Raw genomic sequence first — 21,899 nt, forward strand, 5'->3', positions numbered from 1 at the left:
CGCATTAAAAATGTGATAAATTATTTTCCTGCTCTCTTAGCCTTCTTAGCATCACGTTTTGCTATAGCGCCTGCCAAATCATAATGGTAATTTGGATCTAAAATACGGTCATTTTCGATGAAAGCCTCTTTGATAGATTGGTTGATAGCCTTATTATCTTCTTCAGTTAACCGTTTAACATCAGGCAATTGAATAGGTTTGCCCACACGAACTTTCGCTCTATTAGCTTTTTTCCAAGAGAATAAATCACGAATTTGAATAGGTCCTTGGTAATTGACTGGTAAGATTTCAGCCTTACCCATCTTAGCCATAGAAACCGCCCCATCTTTAATTTCATCCGTATAACGAGAACCAGTAGGAAATAGACCTACATACTTCTCGCCAGATTTAATCGTACGGACTGCTTCTTTTATTGAAGATGGACTAGGATTTTCACGATCAACCGGAATAACATTGATTGTAGTAAAAAACCAAGTTAAAAATTTATTAGCTAGCAATTCTTTCTTTGCCATAAAGGCTACTTGTTTTGGTCGTAGAGCTAAAGCGATGAAAATTGGATCAAGAATTGAACGATGTGGCCCAACCACTAAATAATTAGCTTTTGGATCGAATGCCTCATCCACATCAATTTGAGTTGGTCCATTGATTATACCAATAAACCATCCTACCAAAGTTAATAAAATATTATAAATCATCAGTTTCCCCTTCACCTAAATCTTGATGTGCATCCGAATAGGTCTGCAACTGATACATATTATAATATGTGCCACCTTGTCCAATCAAGTCGTCATGGTTACCATGTTCGATGATTTGACCATTTTTCAATACGATAATTTGATCTGCATATTTAATTGTCGATAAACGATGCGCAATAATAATAGTTGTTCGCCCTAATCGCATATTGGATAATCCAGACTGAATTTTCTGCTCTGTCTCAGTATCTATGTTAGCAGTTGCTTCGTCTAATACGAGGATTTTAGGTTCTCTTAATATTGATCTTGCAAAAGATAACAATTGTTTTTGTCCAGTAGAAAAAGCTGCACCGCCTTCGATTACTTTAGCGTGATAACCATCTTCTAAGGATTCAATAAAAGCATCTGCTTTCACAAATTGTGTTGCAGCCTTAACCATATCAATACTGTAATCTCCGTGTAGACGAATATTATCTGCAATATTTCCATAGAACATAAACGAATCTTGTAAAACTAACCCAATATCTTCTCTTAACTGCGTCACAGGAATATCTTTAATAGACTGTCCATCAATTAAAATTTCTCCCTGATTAAACTCATAGAATCTCATCAAAACATTAATAATGGATGATTTACCTGAACCCGTTTGACCAACAAAGGCTACTGTTTGTCCCGGTTGAATATCGATATTAATATCATGGAGCACTTGTTTCTTTCCATCATAAGAGAAAGACAACCCCTTTATTTGGATATGACCATCCGTTACTTTACCGCTCGCATCCTTATTTGATACTGGTGCCATTTCCTGACTATTCAGTAAATCTAAAACCCGCGAACCAGATACCATCCCATCTTGGAAAATTGACAACGAATCCATCATTTGTCCCATCGGTTGGAAGAATGATTTAGCGTAAGATGTAAAAGCATAAACAACGCCTACGTTAATGGCCACACCTTGTAAATCTTGAAAACCAAAAATATACAAAACGAGTACCAAGGCGATTGCTTCAAGTAAGTTAATAGCCGGTTGTAATAATAAGGCGTTCATTTTAAACATACCTACTCTAGCTCTTACATAAGTTTGGTTTACATCATCAAATTCTTGGATTAATCGATCTTGTTGACCATAATTTTGAATAATATTCATTCCAGAAATAGATTCGCTTAATTTAGCATTCAAAGTAGATAAAGCAACTCGCATACGACCATAAACATAAGTAGATTGTCGCTGATAAATGTAAATTAAAACTAACATGACAGGAACAAAGGCCATAAATACTAAGGCTAATCCTGCGTCTAAAGTAAACATGGCATAGGTAATAGCTACAATATTTAATAAACCATCAAAGAAAGATAAGAATACCTGCCAAAATTCTTTAATTGTTTCTGTATCATTCGTCACTCTAGAAACGACTGACCCATTGGGTATTTGGTCAAAATAGCGCATACCTAGATGAACAACTTTTTTATAAAGGGTATTACGCATATCAGCAACTGATTTTTCAGCTGTTAACTTAAAAGTGAAATCTCTAAAGTAATACACCGCCACCTTTAATAAAGTTAACCCAAAATAAAATGCAGCTACCTGGATCGTCACTGGTAAAGTGGCTGAATTAGTTGCTAATACCTGGTCTAGGTATCGTTGAATCACGATGGGTAAATAAGCAGAAATTCCAGCTACGACAGCTGTTGCCACAAATGATAAAGTAAAAGGTAGCCAGTGTGGTTTTCCAAAGCCAACAATCCCTTTAAAAATACGGACCTGGTCAGCCAGTGAAAACTTTGTTTGATTAGTTTTCTCCATCAGTATCACCACCTTCAGTAATTTTTCTTTGTAATTGTTGTTGGTTATAAGTATGTGCATACCAACCATCTTCAACAACTAACTCGTCATGTTTCCCACGTTCAATAATAGTACCTCTATCCATTACAATAATTTCTTCTGCATGCATGACCGATGACAATCTTTGCGCAGCAATTATCGTTGTTTTATTTGCTCGTTCTTTACGTAAATTGCTTAAAATATTTTCTTCAGTCTGTGCATCTACTGCTGATAGCGAGTCATCCATGATTAAATATTCAGGGTCAACAGCTAATGCTCGAGCAATTGCAATCCGTTGTTTTTGTCCCCCAGATAGCGATACACCACGTTCCCCAACTTCTGTTTGATAACCTTCAGGGAATTTCATGATATCTTCATGAATATCTGCCACTTTGGCATAATGAATTACCTCTTCTTCCGTCAGGCTAGGGTTTCCAAAACGAATATTTTCTAAAATCGTATTAGAAAATAAGAAATTCGTTTGTGGTACATAACCGAAAGCTGATGAAAGTGTGTTTAAACTAAAATCTTTAATATCTTTTCCATCGAAAGTAATCTGACCATCATATTGATCATAATCACGCATTAACAATTTGAAAATCGTCGTTTTGCTTGAACCTGTTCGACCAACCACTCCAAGTGTATTCCCTTCTTTCAAATGGAAAGTCGTATCTGATAATTTAATGCTACCATCATCGGGATAAGCGAATTCTTTAATATCAAAATGAATATCACCTTTAATTGACGTAGTAATCGCTTGGTCTACCTCAGTAATTGCTGGTACTTCATCTAACAATTCAGATACCCGGTCCCATGATGCATTTCCTCGTTCAAGTGTATTTACTAGGTGTCCAACTGCTATTAATGGCCAAGCCATCATAGATAAATATGAGATATAGGCTATTAAGTCACCAACAGTAATCCGACCACTTTGGATGAAATAAGTTCCAAAAAATATCGTTAATACATACGTTAAACCAGTGATAATTTCAATTATTGGTGTATATGCCGCATCTGCTTGATAAACTTTTCGGTTCATTTCAACAACTTGTTCAGTCTTTTCAACAAAATCTTGGTAATAATCTTCTTCCTCACCAAATGTCTTGATTACCTTCATTCCAGACACATTTTCTTGCACTTCATCATTTAAACTTGAAAAAGCTTCTAATGATTTACGAAAACGTTGGTTGATAATGCGTCCTAACACCCGTGCTACCACTATTAAGATAGGAAACGGCAAAATAGTGACTAAAGTTAACTGCCAATCAATTAAGACAAACATAGAGAACAATGTCACTACCGAAATAGAGATAGAGTCAGTTAAAGTTAGAATACCGCCACCAGCAACAAAACGTAAGGCAGCCAAGTCATTTGTAGCATGTGCCATCAAGTCACCCGTACGATATTTATGGTAAAACGTAGCATCCATTTTTGTAAAATGACTAAACAAACGATTACGCATAATCGATTCTAATAAAGTCGAATTCCCAAAAATAATCGATCGCCAACTATAGCGAAGCACATACATAATAATAGCCAATAATAATATTAAACCTATTTGAGTGATTAATAATTGCCCAGTTAAAGATCCTGCCGCCAATTGGTCAACCATATTCCCTACGATCTTAGGGGTCATAGCTGATAGAATCGCACAGGTGACTAATGCCGCTATCCCAAAAGCATAGCTCTTCCACCGCAATTTAAAAAACCAACCCAATTTTTTAAAAATTGAAAACATTTCTTCCCTCCTAAACACATTCCTATTTATTATCTAACAAATCTTGACCAATTGCGAAAATTAACACTTGTCGGTAAAATAAAAATTTGGTTAGACAATGCAATAGCCTCCGCAAGCCAAATGAGCTGCGGAGGCTATTGCAGATATAAAGCGAATCTTGTTGCTTTAATCTAGTTATTTAGATTTTTTGTTTGATTTTTTCATAGATTGTGTGATTTGACGCACACGTTTTTCTGATGGTTTTTGACCCATTGACATCATCATTGAACGAATCATATCGTCAGAAATCGGCGGATTTTCTTCAAAATAGTTGACCATATATTTACGGGCAATAAAGAATCCCCCAACAGCGCCCAAAATCGCTGCAATAATTACGATTAAAATCCAAGCTCCTGTACTTAGCATAGTTTCTACACTCCTCTCATACGTTTACAAGATAAAATTTTACTAAAGTATTCACCCATTTGCAAAGCTTTTCATAAATTAAACACCCTTAAATGTCAACTGATGCAATACAGCTTGAAAACTACTTGGTAGTTCGGCATCAAAAACCAGATGCTCACCAGTTACTGGATGGTCTAATTCTAAATGGTGTGCGTGTAATAATTGTCCATTTTCACTGAAAAATCGCTCTTTATATTGTCTTGCATATAAAGGATCATCAACTATTGGATGGTTGATAAAGTTAGCATGGACTCTAATTTGATGTGTTCTTCCGGTTTCTAATTGGAAGTTCACTAGTGTATAACCCACGTAACGGTGTTTTACAGTAAAATGTGTAATCGCTTGGCGACCAGCTTCATTCGTTTCAAACTTTAATCGATCTTTTTCATGGCGACGAATCGGCGCATCAATCGTTCCACCAGCTTCAAAAATTTCTCCATATACTAATCCAGTATAAATACGAGTCATTTCGTGGTTCGCTACTTGCTCACTCAAACGTTCAAGTGCTAGTTGTGATTTAGCTACAACTAATAAACCCGTTGTATCCTTATCCAATCGGTGGACAATACCTGGCCTAAATGATTCACGCCCAATAGCTAGTTGGGAACCATTCTCTTGCACATGGTATAGTAGACCATTTACTAAGGTATTTGTTGGGTGGTTAACTGATGGATGCACGACGAGGTTAACAGGTTTATTTACCACTAAAATATCATCATCTTCATAAACGATATCTAAAATCATCGGCTCAGCGATTGGTTTAAACTCATCTGCTTCCACTGGCTCTGGCTTTTGTACGTTAACGATATCGCCAGTCATCAATGTTTGAGATGCCTTAGCGGTTTTATCATTCACCGTTACTAATTGCTCCTTAATCCATTTTTTGATGGTTGTACGACTCTCATCACTAAATTGATTAGTAACAAACTGATCTAATCGTAAGCCTGCCTCACCCTCATATGTATAGCTATATACTGTGTTTTTTTCTTCTGTCAAAATACTGCTCCTTACTTGTTACTGGTTTTACTTTTCCAATTGATCTTCCGGTGTAATCGCCATATATACAATCATTAAGATGACACCAATTGTTAAACAAACATCGGCGATATTAAAAATGGGAAAATCGATAAAGGACAATCTAAACATATCAATTACATAGTTTAAATGAAGTCGATCAATAAAGTTACCTAACGCACCTGCAATCATAAAGGATAAACCTATTGATAATAAGCGAGAAACTTTACCTTCCTTGTGTAACATATAGATTAAAACTGCAACAACTGCTACCGTGATAATATAAAATAACCACATTTGCCCTGAAAAGATCCCCCAAGCTGCCCCATCATTTTGAATGTAGAAAAAGGAGAGGATACCAGGAATAAAATCTTGACCCTCATTTACAGCAAAAGAAGTCACGGTCCAATACTTCACAATTTGGTCAATACCAACTAAAATGGCGATTAATAGATAATTCAGTAACATACATCCTCCTGAGGCCTTAGCCTGATATATTTTATTCTTTTATTTTACCTTTATTTATCATAATTAATTAGCGGATAAAGCTTGGAGAATCCCATCTTTAGCTAACTGATCAGCTTCCTCATTGTATCGATTACCAGTATGGGCTTGTACCTTTACAAAACCGATAATTAAATCGTTAGCTTGTTCTTGCATGAACGCCTGATAAGCCTTAGTATTCTCATTTTTAGCTTGCCAAGATTTTAATGCCCATTCTGCAATTCCCATATAATCATGATAAATGATGACGCTTTTAGCTCCTGCATTTCGGGCGATTTTTACAGCGTGCATAGCTGCTATAATTTCACCAGCAACATTGCGCATCTTGGCTAAGCCCTCAGTATTGCGGCCACCTTTATAAGTCTTCTTCGTATCCTGATATAAGACTACACCTCCATAGCCAAAATAACCAGATTTTTTATCGTATGAGCCATCCACATAAACGATCATGGTATCGCCATCTTCCTGTTCGCTTTTACCATCTTTATTCAGCCACCGGACTTCTTCATCCTGCCAAGCCTTTGATACTGAAGTTGACCCACTTTTGATAAAAGCTTCCGCTTCTTCTAGGCTAGCGAACGACTTATATATTGCACCTGAAAAACCCTTAACTTGTTCTTGGCAATCCAGCCAAGATTTGTAGATACCTGGCTTTTTACCTTTTTTAACCGCATAAAATTTTGCCATCTTTTGTAGGCCACTCACTTTCTCTTACTTAATTGTTTTTTAAATTTTAGCATAAAAAAAGTGAGACCTAAGCCCCACTTTTTGTTCACCATCTTATCAACAGTGATAATGTTAAATTAATAAGCGGGTGACGAGAATCGAACTCGCGACGATAGCTTGGAAGGCTATGGTTTTACCACTAAACTACACCCGCATGCAAAACTAATACAAAAGATATTATAGCACCCTTTGTATTCATTTTGCAAGTCTTTTAGACAAAAAAAGTTTTTAAAGTGTCTAAAGATATGATCATTTTCTGAGTAACTGGTTTACCCCAAATTGTTTCAAGTGCTTGGGCATATAAATCCATTTGGGCTTGATAGCGGTCAACTAAGGTCTTTTCTTGTTGGCTATCATTTAGATATGCAATACGATCCGTTTTAAAATCATAAAGATAAATTTCATCAGCTAATAGGATAAAACCATCAATCGTCCCATGAATAAGTAAATCATCAGATGTAGACATATCTGTAAAAATTTCAGATCCGGCCATCATTAATGAAAAAGTTTCCTCTCTATACAAATGGTCCGCATGCCTTAAGATCAATTGTCCCGTTGCTGTTTCAAAGAAAGCTATTAATTTATCCACTTGGATATGGTCCCAAAGTTGCTGACTCAAGATACCTGCATCACATAAAGTATTGAATAAACTTTTAAAGGTATCCGTATTTGGCAAATCATCTAAGGGTAATTTTTGCATGAGAAGATGAGCTGCTGATCCTATCGCTGTTGGCGTAACTGGTTGATCTTTCACTAAGAATTTAGGTTGTTCATAATCATCTTCTGTATATCGAAAGGTTTTGGTTAATTTGTTTCGATTATTTATTGACCACGGTTTTAATTCTTGTTCGCTTGGATCTTGTAGCATCCGTTTTAATTCTGATACAGATTGGAAGGATGTTGTCTGCGTAGCTGATTGATAAGCATAATCTAATTGACTTACTGGTAATTGAATCATTTGCTTATCTACTTGATCATTTTCAACTATTTTGTCATCAGCTAGAATAGCTGCCAAAATCTCATTATGATCAATTGGTGCAGTCTCATCAATTGCATTTATCCATTTATGACGGCCTAATAGTGCTTCTTCACCAGATACCACAGCAATACGGAAATTGGTGTTGGTATTGGTAAGGTAATCTGGAATGTGTACACTTTGATTTACTTGATCAAAATCGTGATGACGCATCAAAGCTGGTCCAATCCAATCTAGTAGACTATTGGCTTTAATCCTTCCTGAAGGCGCTAATTGTTCATCTTTCATCAGTAACCCCTGCCATTTAGCAATCACTGCATCAAAATCATTCACCATTCCGACTAAGACTAATTGTTGTTCTGCTCGGGTTAACGCAACATATAGTTTCCGCATTTCCTCAGCTAGCATATCTTTTTTCTCGAATCTTTTCGTCATCATCTCAAACATGTTTGGATAAGTGATATGACGAGAGCGGTCGGTTAATTTTACCCCCATACCAATTACATCATTGTAAATCACCGGGTTACGAAGGTCTTGCGTATTAAAGCGTTTGGAAACATTGTAAACATAGACTAAGGGGAATTCTAGCCCTTTAGAATGGTGAATCGTAAAAACTTTGACTGCAGATTGTGTATCATCTCCATGTTTAGGTGCTTGTAGGTCATTATCTTTTTCTTGAATCTTTTCAACAAAGCGGATAAATTGAAAAATCCCTTTAAAAGCAGATGCTTCGTAATCAGAAGCTAATTGATAAAAACCATGCAAGTTATTTTGTCGGACCTCCCCATTCGGCATACCAGCAACATAATCTAAAAATCCGGTATCCGTATAGATTCGCCAAATCAAAGTTGCCAATGGTTTATCACGAGCAATATCTCGCCAATCTTGGTGCCATGCATTCAATTTATGTAGCTTTTCTGCTAATTGTGCATCTTGTCCTTCATCCATTATCATATATGCCTTCATTGCATCATAGTATGTTGCCTTTTGATTAGCTATACGAATTTTGGCTAAATCTTGCTCATTTAAACCGATAATAGGAGACCGTAAAATGGCTGCCAGCGGAATATCTTGATAAGGGTTATCGATAAACTTCAACACATTCAACATAATACGTATTTCAGTACGCTGGAAATAATTAGCTGAGTCATCTAACATTAACGGAATTTTATATTGTGCAAATACATCCTCTAATTCTGAATGGTTCCGTCTAGTAGCCACTAGAATCACGATATCATTAAATGTAATTGGCCGCTCAGCTTGTATTTTTTTATCGTAAATCATATGTTGATGATGGACTTTGTCTAAAATAGATTGTGCAATCAATTCTGCTTGCATTTTAGTCCCATTATTTATCCCTTCATCTAATAGATCATTTTCTAAATTACTAGCTTTTTCCTCCTCGTATAAAAGTATTTCAGTTTGCATCCGGTCAGTTTCTGGGTAATCTGTAAATCCAAGTTTAAGAGCCGCCTCTTCGTCATATGCAATTTGGCCAACTTGTGGATCCATTACTTGACGGAAAATAAAATTCGTAAAATCTAGGACATCTGCTCTTGAACGGAAATTCTCTGCTAAGACAATACGCTTTCCGCCATTTCCATCCGCAAATTGATTATATTTATGAATAAACAATCCTGGCTCAGCGAAGCGGAAGCGATAAATCGACTGCTTAACATCTCCTACCATGAACATATTAGGTTGATCAGGATTACCCGAAACAGCTTGTAATATTGCTTCTTGTAAGGCATTGACATCTTGGTACTCATCGATCATTACTTCTGTAAACTTATCTCGGTAATATGCTTTGGCTTCATTCATCACTTCTGGTTGATCAGTATCTATTTGGGATAATTCACCCACTTGCTTACTAAGAATTTGATAAGTAAAGAGTTCTATATCTGAAAAATCTAGAATTCGTTGGTCAAACTTATGTGCCTGCATACGTTTAGTGAATTTTTTTTCTATATTAATAATTGCCTGCGCCAATCTTTTAGCATCTTGAATAAATTGTCCTTGATAATGTTCATCAAAGGTGAAATACGGCATAATATCTTTTTCAAAAACTGCTTTAATTGTCTTATCGTGTCGTTCTTTTAAGGTTGTTCTTAATTCGATTTGTGCATCGTTACCTGCTTCAAAATCTTTTTTAGATTGCGATACTAATCTTGGAAATGGCATAGAAATAACTTGTTGGTAAGCCTCTTTATAGGATGACTTTATATTCGTTTTCAGTTGGTCTAAATAAGCTAATTTTTCTTTAACTGAACTCGCCATTTTTTCAAAGCCAATAGCTTCAGAAACAGGTAAATCTTCAATATAAAGACGGACCGTATTCTCCAAAGCTTCAATTTCTGCTAAGAGAGTTGGTACTACAAAGTCTTGATAGAAGCTAGTTTCACCGTAAGGGGTATCTGCATCTGGGTAGTTGGCAACCAGTCCGTCTAACCATCCATTTGGATCTGTATGTACTCTAGATTTATTGTATAAATCAAAGATTAATTGGTCCACCTTGTCATCCTTACGGTCACTAGCAAAGTGGTTAGCCATCAGTAAATAATCAGCATTTTCATTAGCCAATAAGTCTTCTTTTAAGGTTTCCCAGACATTTTCAAAATGCATCATATTTTCTGTTTCATCAGTCAACAGTCGATAAACTGGGTCTAAATCTATCAAGAAATAATACCGTTGGATGACCTGCTTACAAAAGGCATCAATTGTTGAAATGTTGGCTTGAGGTAATTTAGCGATTTGCTGTAAATAATGCTGGCGACTATCACTATCTGGTTCATCATTGATCATTTCTTGCAATGCAGATTCAAGACGCTCTTTCATTTCACTGGCAGCCTTTTCAGTAAATGTAACGACTAGTAACTCGTCTACACCATAACCCCGACGTACCTTTTGTAAGATACGTTGGACAAGGACACTCGTTTTACCAGAACCAGCAGAGGCTGAAACCAATAAATTATCTCCTTCTAAGTGAATAGCTGCCCACTGGTCTGCCGTATACCTGGCGTTAGCTTCCGTTTGTAGTGGAATAGTGGTTTGTTTTTCCTTATTTATCATCTTCGGTCTGGTCCTCCTCTTCTTCAATTTCATTATCTATTGATAACGCTTGGAAAAATGCATCTGCAGTCATAGATAGATTTGGTCGGTATTTATTGGTATAGTCTGTAGCATCAAACATAGACACTGACCTGTAAGGTTCTGTCATTGATGGTATATAAGGATCGTTTTCAAGTGGATTTAAAGCAATATGTCCAGATACAATTTGCTCAGCTGTAGACTTTATTTTTTCTTCTACAAAGGCTAACAATTGCTCTAATTCTTCTTGCGTTAATACCTTAGCATTTTTTTTGAAATCACCATCATTTTTTCTACTAATCGAATAAACAGACGACTGATCACCAGCAGCTAACCCTTCGTGATGAATGTCTTCTAATAAGTCATAATCTAAGCGGATATAACCTGCCAATTTCAAATCAGCAAATATTTTATCGGCAATATTTTTGTCAGTCAAATCAGCTTGCTTTTCAATTTTCACTTGAGGTTGGAAGATTCTTTGATAAAAGGCTCCCAAAGGCTTTGCTGTTTGCCCTGACTGATTCAGTTGGTCTAAAGCGACTTTTAAATAAGTATAAAGTTGTAGTTGCGCCCCCACATAAATTTCATCAAATTTTACCTCATGCGCAGATGACTTGTAATCCACTACCTGAATAAAATGTTGAAGTTTGCCATTTTGTTCATGCGATACCGCATCGATTCGGTCAATTTTCCCTCGCAAGCGTACTTCTTGTCCATTCTTTAAGGTAAAGTGCGTAATGGTTTCCTCTGGTTCGTCATCTTTTTGGATATAGCCAAACCGTTGCTCTGTTTCCATTGTCGTCACGTTGACCGCTTGCCGCTGTCTAATAATATTCTCTACCAATAACTGGATCGTTTCCTGCATTGATTTTTGTAAGTAACTATTACGGTTATTCACCTTAAATATCGTATATTCTGGGTACACATCCGGATCATTCAACTTAGCTGTTACTTCCCCTAAAATAGCTACAACTTCCTTTTCAGAAAGACTCGCCAAATCAAATTCGCGTTGACTGACTTCTTTGAAAAAATGGTCCAGCATTTCATGGAAATAATTCCCTGTTTGCAGAGAATCTAGTTGAAAGCTAGGTCGTTCTTTTAATTTCAAACCATATTTTAAATAATAAGAAAATGGATCACGATTATATAATTCAAGCTGTGACACAGAGACTGACAAAATATCACCGTATAGAGACTGAGACAATTCAGGTGTCAGTGGTAAAACAGTATTATGGTAAGTTAAACTAGTTTGCAACCATTTAAAGAAGTCACTAGCACCAGCTTCAGTCATTACTTGCTTATAAACCGGTTGCCAAATCTGACGTAACTTCTGCTGTCCATGTGCATCCTGTGCTATAGCTTTTAGTAAGTAACGTACCTGAGAATAGCTATTGCCGAGTTTCAGAATTGTAGCTTCTGAAGTATGGTCTGATGGTTGACGCAAGTATTTGATTGGTACATCAAAAGCTTGTGCGATACGCATAATCATAGGCGATAATCCTTCTGTATCAGCATCTCCATTATTCAATGGATAGGAGATATACAAATGGTCAGTAGCGGATAGAAGCGCTAAGTAGGCTTTATAAGCTTCATTATTATTCTTGCTATCAGCAGATTGCTTCAATGCCTGTAAATCGTCTAATTGCTTTACTACTAATTGTCTATCTTCATTCGTTAACAAAGACTTCTCTTCATAGACAACGGGTAAGGCGTACTTGGACATACCTAAAATAAAAGTGATTTTCTTAGCTTCTACCTGATTTTCATCAAAAGACCCAATAGTTACAGCATCCATTGTTGGTGGCACCATAGCATACCTAGCATTTTGAAAGGCTAGATCAAGAATTTTGAAGAAATATTCAAGATCAAATAGCTCTGAACCAAATAGTTGAACATAGTCATCTAACATTTGAATGAAGGTTTGCCAAGCTTGCTCATGTTGCCTAGCTTCTTGTAATTGACCAGCCTCTAAATATTTATCTCGCCAATTCATTAGACTTTTTGGAATACCACTATTCACTAAAAAATGGTAAAAATAAGTGACTGCTTCTTCAGTTGTTTGTTCCTTTTTCCAATTGGCAAATAGCGGTGACAAGATACCAACAACAAAAGATTTAACTTGATTAGCAGTCTCTTCAATAGCAATATCACGTTTTGTCCCAATTTTTTCACCATCTTCACCCACTAAAATATACGACCAAGTGCGATCTTTAGACCACCAGAATTGTCCTTCATAACCGTTTCGTAAAACAACATTTTCAGTTAAATCAACGGCGTCGCGAAATTGTATTTGTGCTTTTTGACTATCTGATAGGTCGTCAGTGAACATACTACCCATACTGAAATCATCAATATTTACCAATTTTAGCGTATCCAAATCTATAGGGTTTAATAATTCACTACGAAGCAAATCAAACGTATCTTGATATCGCCAATTATGTTGATAAACGCGGTATAAGCTCATCATAAATCGATAAAGCGGATGTAGTGCCATGTCTTCTTGAAAATTAGCAAAATATGGAATCTCATTGGCTTCAAGAGCTGCCTGTAAGGTATGTTGATAACCTGCTTCATCTCTAGTTAATATTTGAATATCCTTATAGCGATAACCTGCATCTGGATCAGCAATCAGTTGATAAATTTCATTGGCAACCTGGTCAGCTTCCATATGAGTCGATGGCACTTCCCATATTTCCATTACCTGATTAACTGCATTTTTATCTTGGAATGATTGTGCCTTCTGACCACTTTCAATACGATTATCCGTTCTGAAATAATGATCGAGTACTTTAAAGCCAGTTGCATAGCTTTTATTATTTTCAGCTAAAATCGGTTTTTGAAGCGGAATATGTCTGTTTCGCGCAAATTGTGTCAACTGATGATAGGTTTTTCCAGTAACAGTGAATAACTCATACCAGTCTGGCGTTTTAAAATCATAAGCTTTATCTAGATTTAAAACGATCTGAACTTGAGGACAATTTTCTAAAAATGATACTATTGTCTCCAACTCTTGGGCATTAAAGTAGTCGAACCCGGTAATGATAATCCTTGTTTTGGATAAATCTTGGTCTACAATAGCCTGTCTAAGTTGTACAAAAACGTTCTGTTCTGCCATTGTTAAACCAGCTAAGTACTTTTCATATTCTTGGTAAATAGCCGCTAACTCTTTCATCTTCTTAATTTGATTCTGGATAAGTGGCTGACTACTATCTTCATAACGTGACAAAGAATAGAAAAATACATCACTTGTAACCTGTCCATTGATCAATTCTTTAAATAGGTCTGCTAGCGCTTCTACGAACCCAATCTGATTGTATTCACCACGATAAACTAGTAATTCTTCCTTCATATCAGCTAAGACACGACCTATCACCATAATATTACCAATATCTGAAATATCGCCAACTGCCTGACTATCTTGTTTTTGTAATAAATACCAAGCCAATCGTTTAAATGACTGAACTTGAAGTCGCATCATCCCCGCATGCTCTTCATCATTCGTATACTCTGCATTCAGTTGAATAGCTTTCATTTGACGCAGCACAGACATTTCTAAATCAAATTTCATATTATCGTCTGTAATGATAAATACTTGGTTTTCAATATCTGCTCTTAAGTAATGATCTATATCTTGATAGAGGCTGGTTAAGTCATTTTGTGTAGGTGTTTTTAAAATAAACTGTAAATTCATTTGAGCTCCTCCAGATTAAAGCAAATGTTTTTAATTGCTAAATATATAAAAGGAGAAGTTGACATCTTTAAAATGCCAACTTCTTTATTTACGGTAAATGATTTACCTTCATATATTTAAAACAGTATTCTTATAATCGATCATAGTCACCAGCACCCTCAACAATCGCAAGTATCACTTCAGTTGCCTTAACCATGGTTTGTAGGCTCACATATTCAAAACGTCCGTGCATATTCTCACCACCGGCAAATAAGTTAGGGGTTGGTAATCCCATGTAAGTCAGTTTAGAACCGTCAGTACCGCCACGAACAGCGATGATATCTGGTTGGATATTGACAGCAGCAAAGGCATTTTCAGCAAGCGTGACCGGGCGCATATCTTTTTCAATAATTTCACCCATGTTGTAATATTGATCATTTAACGTAACTGTTGCAATTTTACGACCATAGAATTCGTTCAAATTATCAGCAGCAGCTTGAATTGCTGCTTTACGGTTTTCAAATTGTTGGCGGTCGTGGTCACGAATGATATAGGTTGATTTCGCTGCTTCTACATTTCCATCCATACCCATCAAGTGGAAGAAACCTTCGCGTCCTTCTGTATTTTCAGGTCGCTCATTTTCTGGTAATTGATTATGAATATCTATCGCTACTTGCAAGGCATTAATCATTAAGTCTTTCGCTGAACCTGGATGAATATTTTTACCTGCTACTTCAATAACTGCAGATGCTGCATGGAAGGTTTCAAATTCTAACTCTCCTAGTGGTCCGCCATCCATTGTATAAGCAAAATCAGCAGCGAAACCTTCTACATCAAAACGATCAGCCCCTACGCCAATTTCTTCGTCAGGACCAAAAGCAACTTTCACTTCACCATGTTTAATTTCAGGATGGTCAATTAAGTATTTACCAGCTGTGACAATTTCTGCGATTCCAGCTTTATCATCTGCTCCTAGTAATGTTGTCCCATCAGTAGTGATTAATGTTTGACCCACATATTTATTTAATGAATCAAACTCGTCAGGATCCAAGACATACCCTGAATCACCCAAAGGGATTACACTACCATCATAGTTTTCAATAATTTGTGGTTGAACATTTTCAGCGTTAAAATCTGCTGTATCTACATGAGCAAAAAAACCAATCGTTGGATAGTTTTTACTATCATCTGTTGCTGGAATTGTAGCAGTAACAAATGAGTCTTTTTTATTGTAAGAAACATCTGAAAATCCTAAAGTTGTTAGTTCTTCTACCAGTTTCTTAGCAAAAGCTACTTGGTTTGGTGAGGAAGGCACTTGGTCCGCATTCGCTTCGTTTGAACGTGTATTTTCTTTTGCATATGCTATAAAACGATTTAATAATTCTTGTTCTTTAATTTGGTAAGTCATTCAGTTTTTCCTCCTATATAAATGTAAATGGGTCGGTATTTAATTGGCTAGCTACAATTTCAACTTGCCAATGATTCATTTCATTCCATTCAGTAAATTTCTCTGTCATTTTTTCTTTGACAATTGATTCAAAATGGTGGCCAGGATCGATGACATTCAGCCCTGCAGCAATCATATCGTGTCCCGTATGATAATAAACATCTCCAGTAATAAAAGTATCTGCACCTTTAGCGAGTGCATCTTCAAAGTAAGAGCCTCCATCGCCGCCAAGGATTGCCACACGTTTAACGGGTCTATTGCCATCAGCAACAACCATTCGCAGTCCATTTACACCAGTTTTTTCTTTTACAAATTTGCCAAAATCTACAAGTGACACAGGTTCAGCTAAGTCACCAATCCGTCCAATACCAATTGCTTGTCCTGTCGTTTCATCTTCAGTATGTGGTCGTAAAACTGTCGTATTTTCAACCGCATATAAGTCAGACAACCAATCGTTCATACCATCTGGTGCAGCATCTAAATTCGTATGCGCTGCATAAACGCCTATACCTAACCGAATAATTTCGGCATACATTGCCTGCTGTGGATCATCTTCAGTCAATCGCTTCACAGGTTTAAAAATGGGTGGATGGTGTGCAAAAATAAAGTCTGCACCGATTGCTTTCGCTTCTTCAACCACTTCAGGACGAATATCTAAAGTGACCAAAATCTTATGGATATTTTGATCCAAACGACCAAAATGTAAGCCCGTTGGATCTCCTTCAACAGCATAATATTCCGGTGCGAATGTTTGGAATTGTTGGATAAAATCTTTAATTGTGAGTGACAAATTAATGCCTCCTTAAGCTAATTGTGCTTGTATTGCTGCCTTCAACTCTCGATAGCGGACGATTTTACTTTCATCCCGTTGTTTAGCTTGTTCCAGTTGACCTAGTACATACTCTGTTCTTTTTAATTCCAATTGCCATTTATCTTGGAAAACGGTTGGATATTTCTCTTTATTGAATAAACCAAATAGCAAATCCGTTTGGGTTAGTTTTTGTTGAAGATTATCTCGATAATCTGCCACAATGACCTCGTAAAATTTACCTTTTTCTGTGATCATCGCTTCGTCAACAATTTCATAATTGTGCTGGTTTAACCATTGACGGACTTTGTCTTCTGCGACATTCGGTTGTAGAATCAACCGTGGTTTGCTAGCTAATTTACCATCAACTAAACCTTGGGCTAGGATATCAACGATTAAAGCACCCCCCATACCACAAATGGTAATGGTATCGATTTGATCTTCAGGCAGAATGACAGCTAAGCCATCTCCAAGTCTAGCCTCAACTATATGTCCTAATTCTTGTCTGGCAATTTCTTGCTGGGCAGATTGAAACGGGCCTGCCACTACTTCACCAGCAATTGCTTTGGTAAGCTTATTTTGACTAGCCAAATTAGTTGGTAGATATGCATGGTCTGAGCCAATATCTGCCAACCGTGCGCCATCTTCTATAAAAGAAGCGACCGATGCTAATCTTTCTGATAAGTGATTTACGTTCATAATTTATCTTCTCCACTCAATTTCAATACAGAATAATTATATCAAAGTTTCTTACTTTTTTTAGGAATTTACCTTCTAAAATGATAAGAGTTTATCCCTTTACAAATAAAAATATTAGGCATAGAATATTTATGTTGAAAATACTTTATATATTTCGCCGAATTAGCTCAGTTGGTAGAGCATCTCATTCGTAATGAGGAGGTCACAAGTTCGATTCTTGCATTCGGCATAATAAGCGTTTCAAAGAGTGTAAAATAAAAATAGAAATGTTGATTTAATAACGTTTTTATAAAATTGTTTATCAAACAATATCATACTTTATCAAAATTTCGTGCCCTTTTCGTGACCTCTGGAAGCATTTAGGAATCGAACCATGGTAAAATTTACATGTTAAAATAGGGTAGCTCACTAGTGTTATTAGTGGGCTTTTTGCTACTTTTTAAAAAATAAGCACAAAAAAAGCCCCTACCTCCGATTAAGGAAGTAAGAGCTTTTAACGTGCTAAGTTGGGAACGAAGCACATAGATAACATAACTGATGTTGGGAGGTATTTCAAACCCCCACCAGTTAGGTTGAGGGGAAGGATAAATTTATTATACTGTCTTTAAATAGAGCTCGCATGATTCTCTATCCTTGAATCCAAATTGCTTAGACTTAAATTCATTTTGACAAAGAGATTTAATAGTTTTTTTAATTGAACTAAGCTTATAATTTGGATTTATAATTTTCATGAATTCTATAACAATAGATACAGGTACAATAACTCTGTTGGTTATTTTACCATCGCTGAAATGAAATAGATACTCTTCTATTCTATCCATTACCGGTGGCATGGTTTTTATTTTAAAATCAACAACAGAAGAATTGTGAGCACAAATATTTCTAACCAAATGAATGCATCTAATTTTGGCTAGGAAATCATTAGGAGTCATACCATATTCATTTGCAAGCAACTTCAAATTTTTATTTGACATATATTTCAATAGATGGATTATCTCTCCTAAAGTTAATAAATTAACAGCTAGCCAAATTGGTGGAAATATATTTTCCTTCAATTTAATTTGTAACTCGCTCGAATTAGAATTTTTTACCTTTTTAAGTAGTTTGATTTTAAACGTACTCTCTTCCATAGCAAGTTCAAATCGCTTGAAATTCTCCCGATTACACCATGAAGGGAAGTCTAAATATCCATACGCTGAATAAGTATCTCTACCTAATATATAAGCAATCTTAGTTTTAATAGATATTTCTATTTCTTCAATCGCATGTAAGAGATGCAAACGTAAATTTTTGTCTTGATAGAAGCGCTTTAATACTTCATCAAAATAAATACCTTGATAATCAATTTCTAACTCACCATCTATTTTGGTTGTTTTGGCAAAAACTTGAGCAGTTTCTTTTAATTTATAGTAAGAAATACTTTCTAATTTTTTTGAATCTTTTTCAAAATTATTAGATTTCATCCCTCTAGATATAAATTTACTCATTTGTTCCTGATAATTCAAATGCTCCATAAATTACCTCACTATACAAAAAATGTCTACCCCTCAGAACGTATCTGCGCTTTAGCGTGGGTAGACCTTGATCTATTAACTACATTTTATCAATAAACTAAAATTTGTCAATTAATATAAGGATATTTTTATAGAAACACCAAAAGGGTAGTAGACACTAAGTCCACTACCCTTTTAAAAATGTATCTATTTAATTGTTCCCCATACCTTGCCGTATTTACCATTCTTATATTCACGAATTGGAATGAAACCTGACTTGCCATTGTTTCGTAAATATTCAAGCCATACATATCCATTTCCAATATGGACGGTGTGATAAGTTAGGTTCTCTCCCTTGTAATAGCGTGCCACAATGTTAGCTTTCGTGGATGGTGCATCTCGCACGATGATAGTTTCATTTGGATAAAATACGCCCTTTTCAGCGTATTTCTTAATGATGCCTGTATTTGTATTAGTTGATGATTTAGTCGCCGTTACGGTGGCTTTTCTGCCTTTATTTAAGGCATTAACCATCTCTTTTACAGTTTTACCTAAAGACATATAATATGCTACTTGGTTAATAAAGTATTGACGTACTGATGGATAGTTTCCACCGTGTGCTTTCATTGAGCGTTGTGGACATGATGTCCCAGTACGTGATACGTCATGGTGTAGTGCGATTGTATCTTTGCTAGGTTTTAAACCGTAGAAATGAAAATCTTCCGCTACTTGCATAAATACCGCGCGCTCATTCGCAAGCCAATCTGCATTATTAGCACTCAATTGCTGACATACTTCATAATGAAGGAAATTCTTATTGTAATACGGGTTCGCCGCTGCATATCCACCGATTGTGGTGGTGGCTACTCGTACGATTGTATTTCTATCGATGTAATAATTAGCAAACCCCGACTCTGCTCTTGATGTTCCCGGCGTGCGTGCACTTCTTAACCAAGAAATATAATCAGTAGCCGACATACGTCCCGCATCATTATGGATAATCGCACCTTTTGGGTTTCCACCAGTCCATAAGTCTGGGTATTGCTTAGCGGTGTACATATCAACATTACGTGTTGCTGGTAATTTTACACTCATTATTTCTCCTCCTTATTAAATTCTCTATTAGATACGCCTGTAATCGTCCCTAAAAACGCTGTAAAGGCTGTTAAGATGGTCAGCGCTGTGTCTGTATTCTCCCATCCTAACGTCTGTCCTAACACGCCTAGAAACACGCCTAGCGCTGGAAGAAATATCCACACGAGCCATTTCAGCGTGTCATAAGTTTTATTTTTCAATTTCATTCGATTGACTCCTTTCAATTAGTTTATTCTTCAGATTTCCATTCTCAATTCTTAACTGACTGTTTTCTTCTCGCAACTCATCATTGATGCGCTCTAACTTGATGACCTCGTCTGCATGACGCTTTTTCATTTCGTGGATTTGTCGTCTTAGCTCCGACATATCAGATTGCATACTATCCATACGAGCTTTGTTATCCTCAAGCTGTCTCTTTGTCTCGTCGTACAGCTCTTTCCACGCGGTGCTAGCATACTGCTCTCGCTCGTTTTGACTTTTGTATTTAGTACCTAAATAAGTCAAGAAAGCTGGCACAATTGCGATTAAAAGTGGATTTAGATTATCCATCTTTAAAATCACCTCTTAGCGAGATACCAAAGCTTAGTACTGCCACACTCATCGTTAGCACCCCCACCGTGTTAGGTGGGTCGGTCATTATGAAGCTAAAGCTAAAGAAAGCCCACATAAATGTGAAAACAGGCAGTGCTATCTGTTTGATTTTCTTTTGATTTAAAATTGTAGCAACGATATAAATTGCCCCTAAAACAACAAACGAAGCACCTATATATTTGTGGTCAAATAAATCTCGAATTCGTTGGTATATTCGATAATTTAGCAATATTTCAGGATTTAGAAATAATTGCCAACCATACACGATGGATGTCAAAGACAACAAATAAGAGTCGAAATAGTAGATGATATGCTCTTTAATCTTTCGCCACATACCTCACGCTCCTTTCAAAATAAAAGGGCAGTCCTAAGACCACCCCAGTACGCTATTCTGCTGTTTCTTCTTTAACTTCTTTGGTTTCTGAATTTGTAACAAATACTTTGTAAGTCGCTTTTTGATTGCTGAATTTCCCTAGCATTTCTTGGACTTGTCGCATTTGTTCCGCTTGTTCTTTGGTGTCGTATTTAGTAGCTGAATTTGCGTCAGAGTACCAATACACTGACCCGTTGAAATCATTGAATTGTAAGACTTCTTCTACGCCTGACTCTGCTTCTTTCACCACGAAATATTTGATTGTAGTTGTTTCATATTTACTCATTATTTAATCTCCTTTTCTGCTTCATAAGCATCCATTAAAGTGTCGTATAATTCTGCATCTTGACCTGACAATGGCACATCTAAATTATCTAAAGCGTTAAACATAGCTTCGTATTTAGTTGAGTATTCTCCAAAGCTGATTTCTGCTTGCTCATTTTCAATTCCTTTGTATTTCGAGTTGTACTCGTCGAAGTCTAAATCTTCATTAAATGTCAATTTCCCTTTGTCATCAGCAATCAAATCGCCGTTTTCATCAGTTTCGAAATACTCTTTTTGCAAGGCTTCTAAGTCCTCTAGAAATTCTTTGTTCTTTTCTTCTAGCCGTTTAAGAAATTTAGTGCGTCCACGACTAGCCTTACCAGTTAAAGCTAAGCTATTTAATAAGTTGTGGATTGGTGCCACATAAGTATTCTTAATCTTAATTGATTTCATTCG

General features: G+C 36.3%; 19 protein-coding genes and 2 tRNA genes. 1 reads left to right on the forward strand and 20 read right to left on the reverse strand.

The features are described 5' to 3' along the window. Positions 1-20 precede the first annotated feature (20 nt). The 13 genes from CJ191_RS01000 to CJ191_RS01060 all read right to left on the reverse strand — a co-directional run bounded on the left by CJ191_RS01000 (position 21) and on the right by CJ191_RS01060 (position 17,627). Complete coding sequence (locus CJ191_RS01000) at positions 21-695, reverse strand: lysophospholipid acyltransferase family protein (RefSeq protein ID WP_102198695.1); 675 nt, start codon at positions 693-695, stop codon at positions 21-23. Further along, complete coding sequence (locus CJ191_RS01005) at positions 685-2,496, reverse strand: ABC transporter ATP-binding protein (protein WP_102198696.1); 1,812 nt, start codon at positions 2,494-2,496, stop codon at positions 685-687. The genes CJ191_RS01000 and CJ191_RS01005 overlap by 11 nt, the downstream gene beginning before the upstream one ends. Next, complete coding sequence (locus CJ191_RS01010; protein ID WP_102198697.1) at positions 2,483-4,252, reverse strand: ABC transporter ATP-binding protein; 1,770 nt, start codon at positions 4,250-4,252, stop codon at positions 2,483-2,485. Before CJ191_RS01010 ends, CJ191_RS01005 begins: the two co-directional genes overlap by 14 nt. Positions 4,253-4,426: 174 nt before the next feature. Beyond that, complete coding sequence (locus tag CJ191_RS01015) at positions 4,427-4,657, reverse strand: YneF family protein (RefSeq protein ID WP_003141045.1); 231 nt, start codon at positions 4,655-4,657, stop codon at positions 4,427-4,429. Between the two features lie 78 nt (positions 4,658-4,735). Beyond that, on the reverse strand, positions 4,736-5,692 hold the full coding sequence (locus tag CJ191_RS01020; protein ID WP_070469146.1) for an RluA family pseudouridine synthase: 957 nt from the start codon (positions 5,690-5,692) through the stop codon (positions 4,736-4,738). A gap of 27 nt (positions 5,693-5,719) precedes the next feature. Then, a complete protein-coding gene (gene lspA, locus CJ191_RS01025) occupies positions 5,720-6,178 on the reverse strand; it encodes a signal peptidase II (RefSeq protein ID WP_102198698.1) in 459 nt (152 codons plus the stop codon). Positions 6,179-6,241: 63 nt separating this feature from the next. Beyond that, the gene (locus CJ191_RS01030) at positions 6,242-6,901 is read right to left on the reverse strand and encodes a ribonuclease H1 domain-containing protein (RefSeq protein ID WP_102198699.1); all 660 of its coding nucleotides are present in this window, start codon (positions 6,899-6,901) and stop codon (positions 6,242-6,244) included. Positions 6,902-7,023: 122 nt separating this feature from the next. After that, positions 7,024-7,094: transfer RNA gene (locus CJ191_RS01035), tRNA-Gly, on the reverse strand. 57 nt (positions 7,095-7,151) lie between these two features. Continuing rightward, complete coding sequence (gene addA / locus CJ191_RS01040) at positions 7,152-10,985, reverse strand: helicase-exonuclease AddAB subunit AddA (RefSeq protein WP_102198700.1); 3,834 nt, start codon at positions 10,983-10,985, stop codon at positions 7,152-7,154. Then, positions 10,975-14,694, reverse strand: a complete 3,720-nt coding sequence (locus CJ191_RS01045; RefSeq protein WP_102198701.1) for a PD-(D/E)XK nuclease family protein — start codon at positions 14,692-14,694, stop codon at positions 10,975-10,977. The genes addA and CJ191_RS01045 overlap by 11 nt, the downstream gene beginning before the upstream one ends. A 130-nt stretch (positions 14,695-14,824) precedes the next feature. Continuing rightward, positions 14,825-16,081 carry a peptidase T gene (pepT, locus tag CJ191_RS01050; protein ID WP_070469141.1) on the reverse strand — a complete coding sequence of 419 codons (1,257 nt, stop codon included), beginning with the start codon at positions 16,079-16,081 and terminating at the stop codon, positions 14,825-14,827. Between the two features lie 13 nt (positions 16,082-16,094). Beyond that, a complete protein-coding gene (locus tag CJ191_RS01055; RefSeq protein ID WP_102198702.1) occupies positions 16,095-16,910 on the reverse strand; it encodes a Nif3-like dinuclear metal center hexameric protein in 816 nt (271 codons plus the stop codon). 12 nt (positions 16,911-16,922) lie between these two features. Continuing rightward, the gene (locus CJ191_RS01060; RefSeq protein WP_070469139.1) at positions 16,923-17,627 is read right to left on the reverse strand and encodes a tRNA (adenine(22)-N(1))-methyltransferase; all 705 of its coding nucleotides are present in this window, start codon (positions 17,625-17,627) and stop codon (positions 16,923-16,925) included. A 156-nt stretch (positions 17,628-17,783) separates the two neighbouring features. On the opposite strand from CJ191_RS01060, the gene CJ191_RS01065 reads away from it, so the two are divergent. Further along, positions 17,784-17,856: transfer RNA gene (locus CJ191_RS01065), tRNA-Thr, on the forward strand. Between the two features lie 364 nt (positions 17,857-18,220). Here the strand turns inward: CJ191_RS01065 and CJ191_RS01070 are convergent. From CJ191_RS01070 to CJ191_RS01100, 7 genes are all read right to left on the reverse strand, one after another. Next, positions 18,221-19,141 (reverse strand): Abi family protein, encoded by a 921-nt coding sequence (locus CJ191_RS01070; RefSeq protein WP_102198703.1) that lies wholly within the window; start codon positions 19,139-19,141, stop codon positions 18,221-18,223. Positions 19,142-19,327: 186 nt separating this feature from the next. Further along, entirely contained in the window at positions 19,328-20,215 is an 888-nt protein-coding gene (locus tag CJ191_RS01075) for an SH3 domain-containing protein (RefSeq protein WP_102198704.1), read from the reverse strand. Next, positions 20,215-20,421, reverse strand: a complete 207-nt coding sequence (locus CJ191_RS01080; RefSeq protein ID WP_102198705.1) for a phage holin — start codon at positions 20,419-20,421, stop codon at positions 20,215-20,217. Before CJ191_RS01080 ends, CJ191_RS01075 begins: the two co-directional genes overlap by 1 nt. Beyond that, positions 20,405-20,764 carry a hypothetical protein gene (locus tag CJ191_RS01085; RefSeq protein WP_102198706.1) on the reverse strand — a complete coding sequence of 120 codons (360 nt, stop codon included), beginning with the start codon at positions 20,762-20,764 and terminating at the stop codon, positions 20,405-20,407. Before CJ191_RS01085 ends, CJ191_RS01080 begins: the two co-directional genes overlap by 17 nt. Then, a complete protein-coding gene (locus CJ191_RS01090) occupies positions 20,757-21,140 on the reverse strand; it encodes a hypothetical protein (protein WP_102198707.1) in 384 nt (127 codons plus the stop codon). The genes CJ191_RS01085 and CJ191_RS01090 overlap by 8 nt, the downstream gene beginning before the upstream one ends. Positions 21,141-21,192: 52 nt before the next feature. After that, positions 21,193-21,465, reverse strand: coding sequence for a hypothetical protein (locus CJ191_RS01095; protein WP_102198708.1), 273 nt, complete (start codon positions 21,463-21,465; stop codon positions 21,193-21,195). Next, on the reverse strand, positions 21,465-21,896 hold the full coding sequence (locus CJ191_RS01100; RefSeq protein ID WP_102198709.1) for a DUF1617 family protein: 432 nt from the start codon (positions 21,894-21,896) through the stop codon (positions 21,465-21,467). Before CJ191_RS01100 ends, CJ191_RS01095 begins: the two co-directional genes overlap by 1 nt. Between the last annotated feature and the right edge of the window lie 3 nt (positions 21,897-21,899).

Origin of the sequence: Aerococcus viridans, from assembly GCF_002871935.1 — a bacterium.
Lineage (GTDB): Bacteria > Bacillota > Bacilli > Lactobacillales > Aerococcaceae > Aerococcus > Aerococcus viridans_B.